Here is a 16,855-nt window from a genome sequence, read left to right as displayed (position 1 = left end):
GAAAATGATTGCCGCCGCCAGGTACTTGAGCGCTATATCCATTCTTTTTCGTGGCTTAGTCTGCGCCGCCAACAGGGCCATAGACTTCGCCGCCGTCATCCGATTCCTCGTCGTCCGGTGCGCCAGGCCTGCGCCGCTCTGGATGCCAAGTCGGATTCATCTGCTTGCCGCGATTCCCTTGCGCCTTGTCGTAGGTGACATTAGTTCCAAGCGAACCGATATTCGCATTCCCCATATCGGACTCGTTCTTGTTGCCATGGATCTCGTCGAGCAGTTTCGTCAGGTCCATACGCTCTTTCTGCTTCGGCTACCGGCCGGGTTCGGGGCGCCGACAGGCGCCGGGTTGTATTCCGCTCTACTCGAGGCCGCTCATCGGCGGCGGATAGTGCAGCATTCTGCCGAACCCATTCTTACCTTCGGAAGGTTGCGTTCCGATGCCCCTCACAGACGCTTCGAAATATGTGTTTCGCATCGCGAGTCGTCGGCGGCAGCAACGCATTCAGTTCGTCCAAAGTAAGACCGCCCAGTACGGCAGCAAAAATAATCGCCCGCTCCGCGGGAGTCCTGTTCGGGCCTCGCTTTTGTGCCAGGATTTTCCGATTTTTTGTTCATGGTCTTTCCTTTCTCAGCGCAGTACTTCGATAAGCCACGCTGGGCCAGCCGTCACGATGAAGCCTACAAAAGCTGCGAAGGCGAAATTTGCCCCAGCGCTTGAAAGCCCATGAGGCCTTCTATGCCGTGTCTTCATATGAACTAGGCCACCAACCATAGACACGAAAACCGATAAGATCAGGAAGGTGGGAGCCATTGTGTTCACGAGTTCTCCCGTTACTTTTGTTTGCTCGTACTGGCCGCTTTGTATTTAGCCGTATCAAGGTACCCAAGGCCTCCCGACATGCACTTAGCGTAGACAATCGCTCGCGCATCTTGCGGGCTTGGACGGACGGTGTAAACCCAATTGACAACAGCAACGTCGCGCTCATCGAGCATCTTCTGCCGTGCTTTCGGACGTTTCGAGGTAGACGAACTCGCTTCGAGCACGTCCGCTAAGACTCGCTCTTCCGGCTGGCCGATGCGCAACAAATCTGCTGCAGCCTCGGCAAATTTTCCAACACCGAGACACTGTTCTTCTGATTGAGCACAGGCTTCTGGGGGAACCAGTGCAATGAGCAGCGGGAACATACTTCTCAGGAGCCGCAAGCACATTATTTCTATTCTCTTAGATCGGCTTCCGGCCGTGTCGGGGCACCTTACGGCACCAAGTTTTTTCCGCTTAAAGTTTGATCCCAAGAAGGACCGATAAGGCGCGCAACTTTTCATCGGTTAGAACAGCCAAGCTCTTGGCCACTTTCTGAACTCGCTGTGCTTCGGCAGACGATGTCTCGCTGTCGAACATTAGACCGTCGCCGGTCGCCAGCCATCGAGGTTCTACTGCCAGCAGGTCAGCAAGAGGGAACAAGACTTCGACAGAGAGACCGCCATCAGGTCGATTTTCATAGTTCCATACGGCCTGCGTACTAACACCGATGTGCTCGGCAATCTTCACTAAAGTGAGGCCCGACCGTTGGCGAGCATGCCTGAATCTATCGGCAAACGTATCCAATTCTTTACCGCTTTCAGTCACCTCGCAGCGCCGCCGCGATCTTCGATCCGTCGCACAGCATTTCACAACGCCCAAGAAAGTTCAAATTTTGGCGCCGGACACTACCGCACTCCGGGCAACGAAACTGGCAAGACCAGTTACGGTTGCTGTAATACGCGGTGTACGGCATCTTTTCGCAAGCCTGCGGATCGTGCTGAGCCATGTCGTTTTCCGCGTTAGATTTAACGTACGTGCCAGTTACCGTCGCTGTCGTAATTTGGGCTTCCGTCGTATTCAAACGCATTCCACATGACATCGAAGATTGGTCGCATGATAGTCCAGCTTTGGAATGCCTCTGGCGTTTCCAGCAACACGTCAGGGAGCGTCATCATTGTCTCCGGGTAGCGGTATTTTTCGCGATGGCTGAAAGAGGTGTTCGTTTGCATTTCGCAGCCAGCGACATCCACAAACGAAAGGGAGACCACGTACGGCCCCGGCACCCCGCGCCCATGCAATTGCCGGACAAGATTCGGCAACAACTGATTCACGAGGTATTCAATACGGCCGCCAGCGAGAGCATGTTCCCCGGTGGTGAATTGGCCGAATACCGCGACGGTCTCGGCGGCACCGGATCGGAACACCTGCGTATAGCACTGGCAATCGCCACGGCGCGTATCGCATACGACAAAGCCCTCTAAATTGGCCTTGCTCGAGCGAGAGCCGTCGCCGAATATTGGAAAACTTGTTCGCTCAAGTTTGGGCACCTCTAACTGGTGCTGGGCGCGCGGCGAAAGGCTTGCAATCGGCAGCACATGGAGCACCATCTTCGCCCCCGGCTCCAAGGTTACCGGCGCTCGTCCCTGCTCGATGCGCAGCAGCCGATCAACAACGAACCCCCGGACGCGATCCGCATGCTGATCCGATACCAAGAATGCTTCACGCAGTTGGGTAACATCCATAGGATACGTCGAGGCCGAATTCCTACCATAGAACTGGACATGGTTACCGACTGAGATTCGATGCGGCGCCAGCCAGCTGCGACGTGTGCGCACGACCAGTACGCAGCTCTCGGCGTCCATCGGTACCGTGTGCAGAACCACGGAAGGGACACGCGGCTCTACAGATGTCTGTAATATCCCTTCCATGCGCAACTTGACCTGATCAGCTTGGGACATCGAGAACCCAGGCGCCGCCAGAGGAATGCCGTCCTTGGCGTCGATGCCATAAATGAGGTCGCCGCCATCGGTGTTGGCCATGCCAGAGACGGCCTTGAGGAACTTGACTTTATCGCCATCGCTCGCGCCTGGCACTTCGCGCTTATACTCGATAGTCCTGCCTTCCGATACGCCGTTATCGATGAGACGAATGATGTCGTCTCTGGTAACTTGTTCTATCGGTTTCGGGATCACTCTGTTTTCCTTTACTTGCCGAGCACGCTCCCTGCGTGCCGTCGATTGCGACTAGCGGCGCGTGCCGGCGTGTCGCCTACGTCCTTCCAGACATGATGCCACCAAGCGATCAGCGCGGCCGCCGCCGCCGTGTTCGGCGCCGCGATCACCGCCTCCAACTCGCCACGCACTTCCTCCCACTAGGTCGAGCCTTCGCCGGCGTCGCCCCTGCTGTCGATCGCGCGCTGGTAGATCAGCATGGCTTGGCCCAAGGCCAGCTGCATGGCGTTTTCCGATCTATACCCGAACGCCTTCCAGCTCACGGTTATCAAGATACGCGAACTGCGCTTTAAGACTCTCAAGCAGCTGAACACCAGGTGCTCTGTCCCCCTGGCCCGCTGCCTCCAGAGCGATCGCGATCCTCGCCACAAGTTCATGCTTTTGTGCTGACGTAAAAACGGCAAATCCGTTGACGTTTCGAGAGTGCATGTCCTTCGGAGGGTGCGCATTATCATCCCGAATGATTTCGAAACCGCTCTTCACCGCTTTCTTGATCCCAAGCTCCGATATGTCGTCGGCGATGATGCTCAGCGCCTCAGCAGTGTCCCGAGCCTCGATCTCGACGCGCATCAATACATCGTACACAACAGGGAATTTCATTGGACCGCTCCATTTGATATGCGGACAACAACTCGTTGTCCTCTCGACGTCTCAGCCCGCTCGTGGCGGGCTTCGGTGCTGCTTGGTTTTTTTCCGAGATCAATTAGCGCTGGATAAATCTGAGTGCATGACAGCCGCAAACGCGTCTTGCACGCTACTGCCGGCTATGAGCAATTCGACAATGTCGTTCCGGTGCGAACGGATATCGGCAGGCAGGCTAGCCTTGTGGGCTTGATAGTAGTCCCACATCAGTTGACGCGATTCATGCTCGTTTGGCTTGCGGGCAATCGTGGCTGCGTCAGTGTCCAGCAGGGAATATGAGCCTATCAAAGTACTGCGCCGGCTTTGCACTTGCACTTCTCCGATTTTGCCGAGCGCATGAGCAACCCACTGACCGCACCAGTTGTTCACTACATTTTTTCCCAGGTCATGGCACAGAATGTGGTATAGAGAAAGGAACTTGGGGTTCGTTTCTATCGCGTGGAATACGTCATCGATCACATGCTCTGTGTAGGGCGCCTGAAGGGTCGCGAGCACTTCCCGAACCATGGCTTTCACGCCCGAAGTCTTCATTGTCTTATCCTTCTCATGTAGTCAAGGCCGACTTGATCGCGTCGTACCCATCAAATGGATAGCAGGGCCATCCGGACGGCATACAGAATCCGTCTCGAGGATCTAGATCACCGAACTCTGCATGCCATCCAGCTCCGCGCGAAAAAACCCATCCAGCCAGTCCAGTGCCATCAAACTGATCGTTTCAGTCGTTTCCTCAGCCTAGAAAGCGTGCTGGCTTTGCGATTGCGGACCGTTAGTTTGGGCTTCATATGCGTATGCACTACTCACTTCAAGGCACTCAACGACGAGGCCGATATCTAGCGCCTTTCCTATATGCCAGGCCAGCTACGAGCTTGCGCCGTCGTCGTTCAACATCCTACGTTCAGTCCTTCCGACCGGCTCGACCCCATACCGCCCTTGAAGCTCCGCTCAGCGCCCAAAATATCTTCCATCGTAAGATCAACGTTCCTGATCAGCTCAACGCAGATTTTATGCCCCACGTGATGCGCAGCTTTAAGGTCGTGGTGGACTGGACGAAAGCTTTTGCCATTCAGTGGTCGCTTCCCGTCGAGCATATTTCGGACATTGGCGTCATATCGCTCAAACGGGCGCTTTGACCCGTTCTTGGTCTGTCCGACGTAGATCGTGACCGGGTCAGCACCTGCTGTCGGGGCGACGGTGATTCTGTACAGAAGCGGTAGCGCTTCATCGACACCGTTTGCGATCAAGCTAAACCCAAGTTTGCTGCTTCTTTCCATAAAATTTCCTGCCTCATTGACCCACGTCGCTATTCGGATTCGCCCAAGCTATGCGCAACAAAGATTTCGTTTTTGCAATTTTATATCCCATCAATACCGTAGTCTACAAAACTTAGCAAAATTCACTCTAAAATTTGTAGCGAAACGAGGCGATGCTCGCTGCATTCTTGTGTTGCGTAGTCGCCGATCACGTCAAGGCAATGCGGCGAACATCTCCTCGAGCTTCTTCGACGATACTTCAAGGTACGGTCGCACATGAGCTAGCTCGGCATGCCCTAATAGAAGCTGGACAGTTTCTACGTCCGCTCCTTGCTGAATCAGTCGCGATGCCATCGGACGGCGACCGCTGTGCGACGATCCGCTCCGAATGCCGGCATCGCGGTACAGCTTCGTGACATGAGATTGCAAGCTATCGCAGGCTAGGTAATCGACCTGTTCGCCGGCACAGTCCATGCGCTTCTTGGTGTTGAGGTGGAACTTATATCCCTTGTGCATTAGGATTAGCTTGCTCTCGGGCTCCAGGCCTCGATAGCGGGCAGGGTCAACAGTCGTACGCAGGCGCCGCGCTATCCGAAAGTTCAGGTATCGTTCAAGCATCTCAATTGTCTTCGCGTAGCTCAGGTAGATGCAGCGCTGCCGGCATCCTTTCGTAATCGCCGCACGAAGGCTGACTTCGTCACGGCGGGCGCCCGACGGGAAAAGCACGTCTTGAACTTCGATCTGCGCGATCTCGGTCACACGCATACCGGCCGTTAGCCCCAGCCACAAGACCAAGCAGACTCGCTCTGGATGCCTGCTCGTGGCCGCTGTAACGCGGAGAAGGTGACGAATTTGCCCCGGCTGGAGGGTGGTGGCTTGGACCATGCGAACCTCTGAATAAGATGAGTTAGAAATGAATTCTGAGGAGAACTGTTAAAGCTCTTTTTCGAGCATACCAAGGCATGTTTCCGGTGATCCTCGGAAAAGTCCATCTGGCCGTTCCCCTACAAACGGCATCCGCAATAAAAAACGGCGCGCCGCCCGAAGGCAAGCGCGCCGGTGGCAACGACGGGCCGGCACCGCCGTGCCGTCCCGTCCTACTCGGAAATCAGAAGTGGTACTCCGCCTTGACCATTGGCGTGCTCGCCGAGGCGCCCGGCACGCGCTTGCTGTCGTTGCCGAACTTGTTGTGCCAGTATTGATAGGCGAAGCCGGCGCGGAAGGTCTTCGGCTTGGCGCCCAGCAGCGGGCCCAGGTCGTACAGCAGCTGCATGTCGATGTTCGTTTCCGGCGCCGTCTGGTTGCCGAATTCGTCCTTGCCCTTAGCCGCGATCCAGTTCGCGAAGCCTTCCCACGACCAGCCCGACGCCCCGATCGGGAACGCCCACACGGCACCCAGCATCGGGTGCGTGTCGTAGCGGTAGCGCGAGACGCTGGTCTGCGTGAATTCATTGTTCGGCGCGTTGCTCTCCCACAGGCCGTAGATACCCACGTTCAGCAGGCCCGGAACCTTGAAGGCCAGAGTCGGGCCGACGACCAGCATGCGCTTCTTCGAGTTGTAGCCGGCATCGTCCTTCGTGTTGGCGTCGAAGCCCAAGGTCAGGCCGACGTCGCTCACGGGGCCGTAGGCGAATTCCTTGCCGCTCACCTTGCCCAGCGAGATCGTGTTGCGGTACACGAGGTAGAACTCCTGCGCGCCCGACTTCGCGCCCGGCGCCGACGGATCGGTCTTGTTCGACAACAGGACATCCAGGTTGAAGAAGTTCGTGCCGTAGGCATAACCGCTCACGTGGTTGATGTCGATGATGTCCTTGTGGATTTCACTGGCGTTGAACGGCTCGCGGAAGCGGCCGCCGGTGCGGTAGCCGATCGACGTGTCGCTCCATTCCGCGGCCTGGACGGACGTTGCCGCGCATGCGCACAGCGCCATGGTCAGGACGGTTTTTTTCATGCTTTGCTCCCTTGGGCGATAGGTGGGTGGTTGTTGGTGGCGCCAGCGTCTCCGTGGTTCTCGGCCGGGATGTCGCGGGTACCGTTGAAGAAGAGGTTCAGCGCGACCGCGGCGACGGCGGTCAGCAGGATGCCCGACTCCAGCAACGGATGCAGGCTGTGGGCCATCTGTTGGGCCCAGCGCGGTGCCACCAATGGGATCAGGCCGAAGCCGATCGACAGGGCGACAATATACAGGTTGTAGCGGTTGCTCCGGAAGTCCACGCGCGTCAGGATGCGGATGCCCGCCGCGGCCACCATGCCGAACATGACGAGACCCGCGCCGCCCAGCACGAACTGGGGAATCGCTTCGACCAGGGCCGCCATTTTCGGCAGCATGCCCAGCACGATCATGATGATGCCGCCCGCCACGCACACCCAGCGGCTCTTGACGCCCGTGACGGCGACGAGTCCCACGTTCTGCGAAAAACTCGTGTGCGGGAAGGTGTTCAGCAGGCCGCCGATCAGCGTGCCCAGGCCGTCCGTGCGCAGGCCGGCGGCGAGCTGTTTCCGGTCGAGATCCTTGCCTGTCAGTTCGGACAGCGCGAGGAACATGCCGGCCGACTCGATCATCACGACGATCATGACGACGGCGAACGTGACGATCATGACCAGGTCGAACGTGGGCGTGCCGAACGCCAGCGGCGTCACGAGCTGGAACCAGGCGGCCTTGCCCACCTTGTCGAAGTTCATCTCGCCCAGCGCGAACGTGACGACGCAGCCGGCCACGATGCCCAGCAGGACGGAGATATTGGCCAGGAAGCCGCGGCAGAACCGCACGAGGCACAGCACGACGGCCAGCACGAAGGCCGCGATGCCCAGGTGGTCCAGCGCGCCGTAGTTCGGGTTCGACGTCATCGGCACGGGGCCGGCGAGCTTCAGCGCCGGCGCTTCCGCACCCGGCGGCAGCGCGGCCGCGGCCTGCGCGGCGCTGGCGCGCGCCGCATCGACCATCGCCGCCAGTTTCACGGTATCGACGCTCTGCGCCGTGCTTTCCGGACCGCCCATCGCCCAGCCCACGCCGACGCGCATCAGGGTCACGCCGATGATCAGGATGATGGTGCCCGTGACGACCGGCGGGAAGAACCTCAGCAAGCGGCTCATCAGGGGCGCGAGCAGCAGCGCCACGGCACCGGCACCGATGCCGGCACCGAAGATCGCACGCGCCCCGTCGACGCCGGGGACCGCATTCGCGATGGCGACCATCGGACCGACGGCCGCGAAGGTCACGCCCATCATCACGGGCAGGCGGATGCCGAACCAGGATGTCAGGCCAAGGGATTGAATGAGTGTCACGATCCCGCAGCAGAACAGGTCGGCCGAGATCAGCATGCTGACCTGTTCGGGCGGAAGTTTGAGTGCGCGTCCCACGATGAGGGGGACGGCGATGGCGCCGGCGTACATGACGAGGACGTGCTGCAACCCGAGCGCACCGAGGCGCGCGAGCGGCAGCCGTTCGTCCACCGGATGGCGGGACGGCTGGGTCATGCTTTGTCTCCTGTAGTGGGACCTCGGATAACCTGCTGCGCGTTGCCCTGCCGTCCTGCGACGGTTCTCCGAGGCCCTTTAGTTTTTTATGAACTGCTGGACTGCGTTCGAAACCAAAAGAAGCATGCCGCCCGCCACGCGCCGGCCATCTGGGCCGGGCGCGCGAGCGTGTCCGCCGGCCCGCTGTGGAGGGCCGCCGGACAGGGTACAACGGGTTAGTTGGTCGGGGCGCCCTCTTCGTACCAGCGCTTGATGAGATTGCGCTCATCCGGCGTGATCTGGGTGGCGTTATTCAGCGGCATCTGCTTGGTCACGACGGCCTGCTGGTACATCTGCTGGGCGTGGCGCTTGATCGAATCGGGCGAATCGAACGAGATGCCCTTGCTGGCCATGGCGGCCGAGTGGCACATCGCGCAGCGCTGGGCGACGACGCCTTTCACCTGGTCGAAGCTGACGTTCTGCGCGGTGGCGCCGGCGGCTGCGGCACTGTTCACGGGCGCGGCGGACGCGATCACCGGCAGGTCCGCCTCGGGCTTCGGGGTCAGGAAGACGACGAGACCCAGCATGGCGGCCACGCCGAAGCCGGCGAATTCCCACGGCACGCGCTTGCCGTGCACCAGCGCCTTGTGGCGGGCGACGAAGCTCTGGCGGATCAGGGCGCCGGTCAGCATCATGAGGACCAGCACGACCCAGTTGTTCTCACCCGAGTACAGCCAGCCGTAGTGGTTGGACAGCATCGCGAACAGCACCGGCAGCGTGAAATACGTGTTGTGGACGCTGCGCTGCTTGGCGCGCCAGCCGTAGATCGGGTCCACCGGCTGGCCGGCCTTCAGCTGCGCGACGACCTTGCGCTGGCCGGGGATGATCCAGAAGAACACGTTGGCGCTCATCGACGTGGCCAGCATGGCGCCGACCAGCAGGAAGGCGGCACGGCCGGCGTACAGCTGGCACGCGAGCCAGGCGGCGAACACGACGAACGCGAAGATGATCGCGCCGACGATGGCGTCGCCGTTCTTCCTGCGGCCGAACGTGCGGCAGATCGTGTCGTACACGAGCCAGAACGCGACGAGGAAGCCCAGCGCGGTGCCGACGGCGGCGCCGGCCGTCCAGTCGTGCACCTGCTTGTCGACCATGAAGGTGCCGGCGTTGAACAGATACAGGACGGTGAACAGGCCGAAACCGGACAGCCACGTGGCGTAGCTCTCCCAATAGAACCAGTGCAGGCCCTCGGGCATGGATTTGGGGGCGACGAGGTATTTCTGCGGATGGTAGAAACCGCCGCCGTGCACGGCCCACAGTTCGCCGTCGACGCCTTTTTGGACGAGGTCGGGCGACGTCGGCTTGGTCAGGGAGTTATCGAGAAAGACGAAGTAGAACGATGCGCCGATCCAGGCGATCGCGGTAATGACGTGGGTCCAGCGCAACAGCAGATTCACCCAGTCGAGCAGATAGGTTTCCATGAGAGCCTCAAAAACAAAGGAAGCATGGCGCAAGCAACACACCAGGCTGTCCCATCACCACAGCGGGCTCTGTGAGGGGCAAATCATCGCAACCACCGGCGAGGGGCTGGGCCCTGCTGCCGATGCGCTCCGCGGCGACACAACAACTGTATACGATCTTTTTGAAAAAGGGTATGACTTTATGAGAAAAACAACGCGCCGTGCTTACGAGCCACGATACGTGGAATACGACCATGGGCTGACCAGCAGCGGCACGTGGTAGTGGCCGGCCGCGTCGGCGATGCCGAATTCGAGCGGCACCACGTCGAGGAAGGCCGGTTCGGGCAGGTTCACGCCCTTCTCGCGGAAGTACGCCGCCACACTGAACGTGAGGCGGTAGCGGCCGACCGCCATCGTCTCCGCATTCAGCAGCGGACCGCCGTCGTTGCGGCCGTCGTCATTGAGGGTGAGCGTCTTGATCGTGCGCGCGCTGCCGTCATGGTCGAGCGCTTCGAGGGTGACGCGCATGCCGACCGCCGGGCAGCCGTTCATCGTATCGAGCACGTGGGTGCTGAGGTGTCCCATCTGATTTCCTTTCTTGTTGATTGACGTAAAAAATTGCATACACTTTCTGTTTTCTTTTTTTTGAAAAGTGTATACACTTCAAACACGATGTCAATCACTTATTGTTCCGAGCGACCATGAACCGAGCCCGCCAACCCCTGAAGATCGTCCCCTTGACTGCGGACCATGATACGCCCGCGAGCGCGCCGTCCGGCAGCGCCACCCAGCGCATCGTGGATTCCATCACCACCGCGATCGCCGAACGCCGCCTGATGCCGGGCACCAAACTGTCCGAACAGAAGATCGGCGACATCTTCAAGGTGTCGCGCACCGTCGTGCGCCAGGCGTTCAACCAGTTGTCGCGCGACCGCCTCGTCGTGCTGGAGCCGGCCCGCGGCGCGTTCGTCGCCACCCCGACGGCCGAGGAAGCGAACGACGTGTTCGAAGTGCGCGCGATCCTCGAGACGGCCGTCACGAAGCAGCTGTGCGCGACGATCACCGACGCGCAGGTCAAACAGCTGCGCGAACACCTGGAACTGGAACGCGCCGCCGTCAACAATGCGGAAGTCCCGGGCCGCACGCGCCTGCTGGGCGATTTCCACCTCGTGCTGGCGCAGATGCTCGGCAACCAGGTGCTCGTGCAGATGCTCTCAGAACTCCTGACGCGCTCCTCGCTGATCGCGCTGATGCGCCAGTCGTCGCAGTCGGCGGAAGAATCCCTCGACGAGCACGTGGCCATCGTCGACGCCTTCGAAAAGCGCGACGTCAAGGCGGCCGTGCGCCTCGTCTCCAAGCACCTGGCCAACGTCCAGCACAACCTGCACCTCGATCCGCAGCGCGTGGACCTGGCCGACATCCTCCACCATTGAATCAGAGACACCATCATGACCCAGCACTATCCACGTGACCTCGCCGGCTATGGCCGCGAGCAACCGTACGCCGACTGGCCGGGCCGCGCCCGTGTCGCCGTGCAGTTCGTCCTGAACTATGAGGAAGGCGGCGAGAACAGCGTGCTGCACGGCGACGCCGGCAGCGAGCAATTCCTGTCCGAGATGTTCAACCCGGCCTCGTTCCCGGCCCGCCACCTGTCGATGGAAAGCATCTACGAATACGGCTCGCGGGTGGGCGTCTGGCGCATCCTGCGCGAATTCGAGAAGCGCGGGCTGCCGCTGACAATCTTCGGCGTCGGCATGGCGCTGGAACGCTCGCCGGACGTGACGGCCGCGTTCAAGGAACTGGGCCACGAGATCGCGTGCCACGGCCACCGCTGGATCAGCTACCAGAACGTCGACGAAGCGACGGAACGCGCGGACATGGCGCGCGGCATGGAAGCCATCGAACGCCTGACGGGCGAACGGGCACTGGGCTGGTACACGGGCCGCGACAGCCCCAACACGCGCCGCCTCGTCGCCGACTACGGCGGCTTCGAATACGACAGCGACTATTACGGCGACGACCTGCCGTTCTGGCTGAAGGTCCGCAAGACCGACGGCACGCAGGCCCCGCAACTGGTCGTGCCGTACACGCTGGACACGAACGACATGCGCTTCGCCCTGCCGCAAGGTTTTTCGCACGGCGACCCGTTCCTCGCCTACCTGCGCGACGCGTTCGACGTGCACTACCAGGAAGGCGGCGAGCGCCCCTCGATTCTCAGCATCGGCATGCACTGCCGCCTGCTGGGCCGTCCGGGACGCTTCCGCGCGCTGCAGCGCTTCCTCGACTATATCGAACAGCACGACCGCGTGTGGGTCACGCGCCGCATCGACATCGCGCGCCACTGGAAGAGCGTGCATCCCTACAACCCCGACACCGCATTCGCGTGGGAGTAAGAACAATGTTAACCCTGGAGACACTCAACGCCGCCGATGAAGCGGGCTTCACCGCCCTGCTGGACGGCGTCTACGAACACTCGCCGTGGATCGCCGCGCGCGCCTGGGCCAAGCGCCCGTTCGCCACGCTGGCGCAGCTGAAGCGCGGCCTCGTCGAAGCCGTGCGCGACGCGTCGCGTGAAGAGCAACTGGGCCTGATCCGCGCCCACCCGGAGCTCGCCGGCAAGGCGATGGTCAGCAAGACGCTGACGGCCGAATCGACGAATGAACAGAACAAGGCCGGCCTGACGAATTGCACGCCGGAGGAATTCGCGACGATCCAGAAGCTCAACGCCGACTACAACGCCAAATTCGGCTTCCCGTTCATCCTGGCGGTGCGCGGCCCGCGCGGCCTGGGCCTGCCAAAGGCGGAGATCATCGCCACGTTCGCGCGCCGCCTGGCCAATGGCCCGGACTTCGAATTCGCGGAAGCGCTGCGCAACATCCACCGCATCGCAGAGATCCGCCTGGACGACAAGTTCGACCAGCATCCGGTCCTGGGCAACCTCGTGTGGGACTGGCATGAACAGCTGGCCGCCCACAGCGAACCCGGTTACGCCGAGCGCGGAGAGCTGTGCGTGACCTATCTGACCGACGCCCACCGCGCGGCCGCCGCGCAGCTCGCGGCATGGATGCGCGAAGACTGCGGCTTCGACGACGTCACGATCGACGCCGTCGGCAACGTGGTCGGCATCTATCATAGCGCCGATCCGGCCGCGCAACGCCTGCTGACCGGCTCGCACTACGACACCGTGCGCAACGGCGGCAAGTACGACGGCCGCCTGGGCATCCTCGTGCCGATGGCCTGCGTGCGCGAACTGCACCGCCAGGGCAAGCGCCTGTCGTACAGCATTGAAGTGGTCGGCTTCGCGGAAGAGGAAGGCCAGCGTTACAAGGCCGTGTTCCTCGGGTCGGGTGCGCTGTGCGGCGGTTTCGACACCAACTGGCTCGACCAGAAGGATGCGGACGGCGTCACGATGCGCGACGCGATTGCGCACGCTGGGCTGAACGTGGACGACATCGCGGCGTTGAAGCGCGATCCGTCCAGGTATCTCGGCTTCGTCGAGACGCACATCGAGCAGGGTCCGGTGCTGAATGACCTCGACCTGCCGCTGGGCGTCGTCACCTCGATCAACGGCAGCGTGCGATTCGTCGGCGAGATCGTCGGCGTCGCCAGCCACGCGGGCACCACGCCGATGACGATGCGCCGCGACGCGGCAGCCGCCGCGGCCGAGCTGGTGCTGTTCGCCGAGAAGCGCGGCGGCGCCGTGCCGGATCTCGTCGCCACCGTCGGCATGCTGGAGGTGCCGAACGGCTCGATCAACGTCGTGCCGGGACGCTGCCGCTTCTCGCTGGACGTGCGCGCCACGACCAATGAAGTGCGCGATGCCGCGGCCGCCGACATCCAGGCCGAACTGGCCGCGATCTGCGCCCGCCGCGGCCTGCAGTTCTCGCTGGAAGAAACGATGCGCGCCGCCGCCGCGCCATGCGCGACCGAATGGCGCCAGCGCTGGGAACGCGCCGTCGGGACGCTCGGCCTGCCGGTGTTCCGCATGCCCAGCGGCGCCGGCCACGACGCGATGAAGATCCACGACATCCTGCCGCAGGCCATGCTGTTCCTGCGCGGGCTGAACGCCGGCATCAGCCACAACCCGCTCGAATCCATCACCAACGACGACGCCGACCTGTGCGTCAAGGCCTTCCAGGCCCTTCTCGACCAACTCTCCACGGAATTCTGACATGACCACGACCGCCAACAACAACACCGCCGCGCCCTACGAAGCGCTGGATGCCTGGATCGACGCCCACTTCGACGAGGAAGTGCGCTTCCTGCAGGAACTCGTGCGCGTGCCGACCGACACCCCGCCGGGCAACAATGCGCCGCACGCCGAGCGCGCCGCCGACCTGCTGAAGGCATTCGGCTTCGAGGCCGAGAAGCATTCGGTCCCGGCGCCGACCGTCAAGGCGGCCGGCCTGGAGACGATCACGAACCTGATCGTGCGCCGCAAGTACGGCGCCGGCCGCACCGTCGCGATGAACGCCCACGGCGATGTGGTGCCGCCGGGCGAAGGCTGGACGCATGATCCGTACGGCGGCGAAGTCGTCGACGGCCAGCTGTTCGGCCGCGCGTCCGCCGTCAGCAAATGCGATTTCGCCACCTTCACGTTCGCGACCCGCGCCCTGGAAGCACTGGGCGCCCCGCTGAAGGGCGGTGTCGAACTGTACTTCACGTACGACGAGGAATTCGGTGGCGAACTGGGCCCGGGCTGGCTGTTGCAGCAAGGCCTCGTCAAGCCCGACCTCCTGATCGCCGCGGGCTTCAGCTACCAGGTCGTCACCGCGCACAACGGCTGCCTGCAGATGGAAGTGACGGTCAACGGCAAGATGGGCCACGCGGCCGTCCCGGAAACGGGCGTCGACGCGCTGCAGGCCGCGACCCGCATCCTCGTCGCGCTGTACGACCAGAACACGCAATATAAAAAGGTGAAGAGCCAGGTCAAGGGCATCAACCACCCTTACCTGAACGTGGGCCTGATCGAAGGCGGCACCAACACGAACGTCGTGCCGGGCAAGGTCGTGCTGAAGCTCGACCGCCGCATGATCCCGGAAGAGAACCCGCTTGACGTCGAAGCGACGATCCGCAAGGTGATCCAGGACGCCGTCGCCGACTGCCAGGGCATCACCGTCGAGATCAAGCGCATGCTGCTGGCGAACGCGCTGCAGCCGCTGGAAGGCAACCGGCCGCTGGTCGACGCGCTGTCGCGCCATGCCACCAGCGTGTTCGGCGAAGAGATCGGCGCGGCCGGCACGCCGCTGTACACGGACGCGCGCCTGTTCGGCGAAGCGGGCGTCCCGGCCGTGCTGTACGGCTGCGGTCCGCGCACGGTCGGCGAGAGCAACGCCAAGCGCGCCGACGAGCACATCGACCTGGAAGACCTGCGCCGCGCGACCAAGGTCGTTGCGCGTACGCTGTTCGACCTGCTCGATTAAGGACTTCCTCCGCCCTCGTGGTTGCGGGCGCTTCGGCGCCCGTTTTCGTTGGTATCGGCCTTGCGGGCCGATCAGGATCTGCCCGAGGTTGGCACCGACGAGACCAGCGCGGCGCCACAGGACGTTTTATGTCCGCCGAAAGCGACCGGGACGCCATCGATCGTAACCAACGGGTCGCCTTCCGCGATCACGCACCCGGTGTGGCCGGGGATCGGACATACGCACGCATCGCCCTGTCGTGCCACGGCGATGCCATGCACAGTGGAGGTGCCGGTGGCGGCGATCACTTTGCCGCCATGGCTTGTCGCGTCGCCCAGTCGAATGACGCCCTTCATGTCTCCCCCTTCCGCAGATCAGGTCGGGCCAGTTATCGCTCCGACTTCCAGCGCCAGACCGTGTAGCCATAGGGTGTGCCAAGGCTTCCCATCATCTCACCGGCCTCATATCGCCGATCGGACGCACCGGGCTCCATCGGCTGCCAGATGCCGGCTTTTGGACACGGGTCCCCTGCTTTGGCGCGCAGTTCCGCCTCCGGGTCAAGCGTACGCCCGGACGGAAGGACAGGGTGCCATGTCGTGGCGACGGCAACGGTTATCGGGCTACCAAAAACACCTCCGTCATTTTCGCGTTCGAGTTCTTCGATCGTCTTTACAACCCGGAATGCGGGCTGCATGGGCATGCCTTTGATCGCAAACGTGAGGCTGTGCCCCTCCAGCCCGGTATCGGGATACCAGACGCCTGTCCAAGGCACTTCGTCGCCCGTCCGGCACGCGACAGACTTGTCGATGATGTATTCCGGTAGAGGGGTTGGCAAGTTCCAAAATAGCGGCTCCTTATATTGGTTTATTTTTTCGGTGTATATTTCGACGATACTGCCACCAGGAAAACCCTCATCGTCGTCATTAGATTCCGGACAATCCGGATCAGGATCAACAAAATCTTCCGCGGCTATAAAGGCGTTATTGAGCGCATTTGTAATCTGGTCGGCGTACGCGAACATTCGGCTCAATCTTACATCGCCGAACTCGCGATACTCGGCTGGCGTCATCCAGCTATGCAACGGTTGCTCCATGAACCCGCGTGCATCGCCGCTGACACTCTGCGAGACCTGCCAGATCAGCTGATAATCGCCGAGCCTGGCCAATTCAGCACCACGCCTGAATTCACTCGCCTTTTCTTTGAGCCTGTCGTGAATCTGGTTATTTCTGCCAAAATTGGAAACATGTCGCGTGAGGGCGAGAGCGCCAAACCAATCCATTGTTCGTTCGCATTCGCGTGCGGCTTCCTCAAAAAAGTCGACCGAGATAAACAAATTCCATATGGCAGCTTCCAGGTGAAGGTTCCGCATATATCCTTCCTTTCTTGATTGTAGTGTTCATTGTGTTGCCGGTACGGTCAGCAAGATCTTTTGCGCTTCCTGCTCTGTGTAGTCTGTTGCGCCCCATCCAGTACTTATCGGCCCCTTGATGTGCGGATCAACAACTCTGGCTCTTAGCTGTCGAGTCCCGTTTGATCGTAGACGCGTTTGATGAATAGTTCCGGCCGCTTCTTCTGCCATTCCTTGAGTGCCAGGACGGGCGTTTTGGCGTCAAGT

At 61.3% G+C, this 16,855-nt stretch carries 18 protein-coding genes and 1 pseudogene; 4 read left to right on the top strand and 15 right to left on the bottom strand.

Features of this window, described 5'->3' with window-relative positions:
* Nucleotides 1–55: 55 nt before the first annotated feature.
* From ASD28_RS05640 to uraH, 12 genes are all read right to left on the bottom strand, one after another.
* Nucleotides 56–289 carry a hypothetical protein gene (locus ASD28_RS05640; protein WP_056125235.1) on the bottom strand — a complete coding sequence of 78 codons (234 nt, stop codon included), beginning with the start codon at nucleotides 287–289 and terminating at the stop codon, nucleotides 56–58.
* Between the two features lie 539 nt (nucleotides 290–828).
* Nucleotides 829–1,182: a hypothetical protein gene (locus tag ASD28_RS31655; protein WP_156403898.1), complete on the bottom strand. Its 354-nt coding sequence runs from the start codon at nucleotides 1,180–1,182 to the stop codon at nucleotides 829–831.
* A 91-nt stretch (nucleotides 1,183–1,273) separates the two neighbouring features.
* Nucleotides 1,274–1,624: a helix-turn-helix transcriptional regulator gene (locus ASD28_RS30875; RefSeq protein ID WP_162252920.1), complete on the bottom strand. Its 351-nt coding sequence runs from the start codon at nucleotides 1,622–1,624 to the stop codon at nucleotides 1,274–1,276.
* 200 nt (nucleotides 1,625–1,824) lie between these two features.
* A complete protein-coding gene (locus ASD28_RS05635) occupies nucleotides 1,825–2,991 on the bottom strand; it encodes a helix-turn-helix domain-containing protein (protein ID WP_056125233.1) in 1,167 nt (388 codons plus the stop codon).
* A gap of 276 nt (nucleotides 2,992–3,267) precedes the next feature.
* Nucleotides 3,268–3,630 carry a hypothetical protein gene (locus tag ASD28_RS05630; RefSeq protein WP_056125230.1) on the bottom strand — a complete coding sequence of 121 codons (363 nt, stop codon included), beginning with the start codon at nucleotides 3,628–3,630 and terminating at the stop codon, nucleotides 3,268–3,270.
* Between the two features lie 99 nt (nucleotides 3,631–3,729).
* Nucleotides 3,730–4,203 carry a hypothetical protein gene (locus ASD28_RS05625; RefSeq protein WP_056125228.1) on the bottom strand — a complete coding sequence of 158 codons (474 nt, stop codon included), beginning with the start codon at nucleotides 4,201–4,203 and terminating at the stop codon, nucleotides 3,730–3,732.
* A 350-nt stretch (nucleotides 4,204–4,553) separates the two neighbouring features.
* The gene (locus tag ASD28_RS31650) at nucleotides 4,554–4,943 is read right to left on the bottom strand and encodes a hypothetical protein (RefSeq protein ID WP_156403897.1); all 390 of its coding nucleotides are present in this window, start codon (nucleotides 4,941–4,943) and stop codon (nucleotides 4,554–4,556) included.
* Between the two features lie 192 nt (nucleotides 4,944–5,135).
* Nucleotides 5,136–5,807 (bottom strand): site-specific integrase, encoded by a 672-nt coding sequence (locus ASD28_RS05620; RefSeq protein WP_082577482.1) that lies wholly within the window; start codon nucleotides 5,805–5,807, stop codon nucleotides 5,136–5,138.
* A 223-nt stretch (nucleotides 5,808–6,030) separates the two neighbouring features.
* Nucleotides 6,031–6,873, bottom strand: coding sequence for a hypothetical protein (locus ASD28_RS05615; RefSeq protein ID WP_056125225.1), 843 nt, complete (start codon nucleotides 6,871–6,873; stop codon nucleotides 6,031–6,033).
* On the bottom strand, nucleotides 6,870–8,399 hold the full coding sequence (locus ASD28_RS05610; RefSeq protein WP_082577481.1) for a nucleobase:cation symporter-2 family protein: 1,530 nt from the start codon (nucleotides 8,397–8,399) through the stop codon (nucleotides 6,870–6,872). Before ASD28_RS05610 ends, ASD28_RS05615 begins: the two co-directional genes overlap by 4 nt.
* Nucleotides 8,400–8,614: 215 nt before the next feature.
* Nucleotides 8,615–9,859: a urate hydroxylase PuuD gene (locus ASD28_RS05605; RefSeq protein ID WP_056125222.1), complete on the bottom strand. Its 1,245-nt coding sequence runs from the start codon at nucleotides 9,857–9,859 to the stop codon at nucleotides 8,615–8,617.
* A 204-nt stretch (nucleotides 9,860–10,063) separates the two neighbouring features.
* Nucleotides 10,064–10,423, bottom strand: a complete 360-nt coding sequence (gene uraH / locus ASD28_RS05600; protein WP_056125219.1) for a hydroxyisourate hydrolase — start codon at nucleotides 10,421–10,423, stop codon at nucleotides 10,064–10,066.
* Nucleotides 10,424–10,539: 116 nt separating this feature from the next.
* Between uraH and ASD28_RS05595 the strand changes: the two genes are divergently transcribed.
* Genes ASD28_RS05595 through ASD28_RS05580 form a run of 4 tightly spaced genes read left to right on the top strand, consistent with a single transcriptional unit; the run spans nucleotide 10,540 to nucleotide 15,261 of the window.
* On the top strand, nucleotides 10,540–11,271 hold the full coding sequence (locus ASD28_RS05595; RefSeq protein ID WP_082577480.1) for a GntR family transcriptional regulator: 732 nt from the start codon (nucleotides 10,540–10,542) through the stop codon (nucleotides 11,269–11,271).
* Between the two features lie 15 nt (nucleotides 11,272–11,286).
* Nucleotides 11,287–12,231 carry an allantoinase PuuE gene (gene puuE, locus ASD28_RS05590; RefSeq protein WP_056125215.1) on the top strand — a complete coding sequence of 315 codons (945 nt, stop codon included), beginning with the start codon at nucleotides 11,287–11,289 and terminating at the stop codon, nucleotides 12,229–12,231.
* A 5-nt stretch (nucleotides 12,232–12,236) separates the two neighbouring features.
* Nucleotides 12,237–14,009 carry a 2-oxo-4-hydroxy-4-carboxy-5-ureidoimidazoline decarboxylase gene (gene uraD / locus ASD28_RS05585; RefSeq protein WP_056125212.1) on the top strand — a complete coding sequence of 591 codons (1,773 nt, stop codon included), beginning with the start codon at nucleotides 12,237–12,239 and terminating at the stop codon, nucleotides 14,007–14,009.
* A 1-nt stretch (nucleotide 14,010) separates the two neighbouring features.
* Nucleotides 14,011–15,261, top strand: coding sequence for an ArgE/DapE family deacylase (locus ASD28_RS05580; protein ID WP_056125211.1), 1,251 nt, complete (start codon nucleotides 14,011–14,013; stop codon nucleotides 15,259–15,261).
* A gap of 71 nt (nucleotides 15,262–15,332) precedes the next feature.
* Here ASD28_RS05580 and ASD28_RS30870 read toward each other — a convergent pair whose 3' ends face one another.
* From ASD28_RS30870 to ASD28_RS31645, 3 genes and pseudogenes are all read right to left on the bottom strand, one after another.
* A complete protein-coding gene (locus tag ASD28_RS30870) occupies nucleotides 15,333–15,596 on the bottom strand; it encodes a PAAR domain-containing protein (RefSeq protein WP_082577479.1) in 264 nt (87 codons plus the stop codon).
* Between the two features lie 32 nt (nucleotides 15,597–15,628).
* Nucleotides 15,629–16,609: a hypothetical protein gene (locus tag ASD28_RS05575; RefSeq protein WP_056125209.1), complete on the bottom strand. Its 981-nt coding sequence runs from the start codon at nucleotides 16,607–16,609 to the stop codon at nucleotides 15,629–15,631.
* Nucleotides 16,610–16,752: 143 nt separating this feature from the next.
* A pseudogene (locus tag ASD28_RS31645) lies at nucleotides 16,753–16,855 on the bottom strand (IS481 family transposase); the annotation flags it as partial.

This window comes from Massilia sp. Root133 (genome assembly GCF_001426525.1).
GTDB classification, from domain to species: Bacteria; Pseudomonadota; Gammaproteobacteria; order Burkholderiales; family Burkholderiaceae_D; genus Telluria; species Telluria orientalis.
Note: the sequence above shows the minus strand (reverse complement) of the source record. Positions and strands in the feature narration are given on the sequence as shown.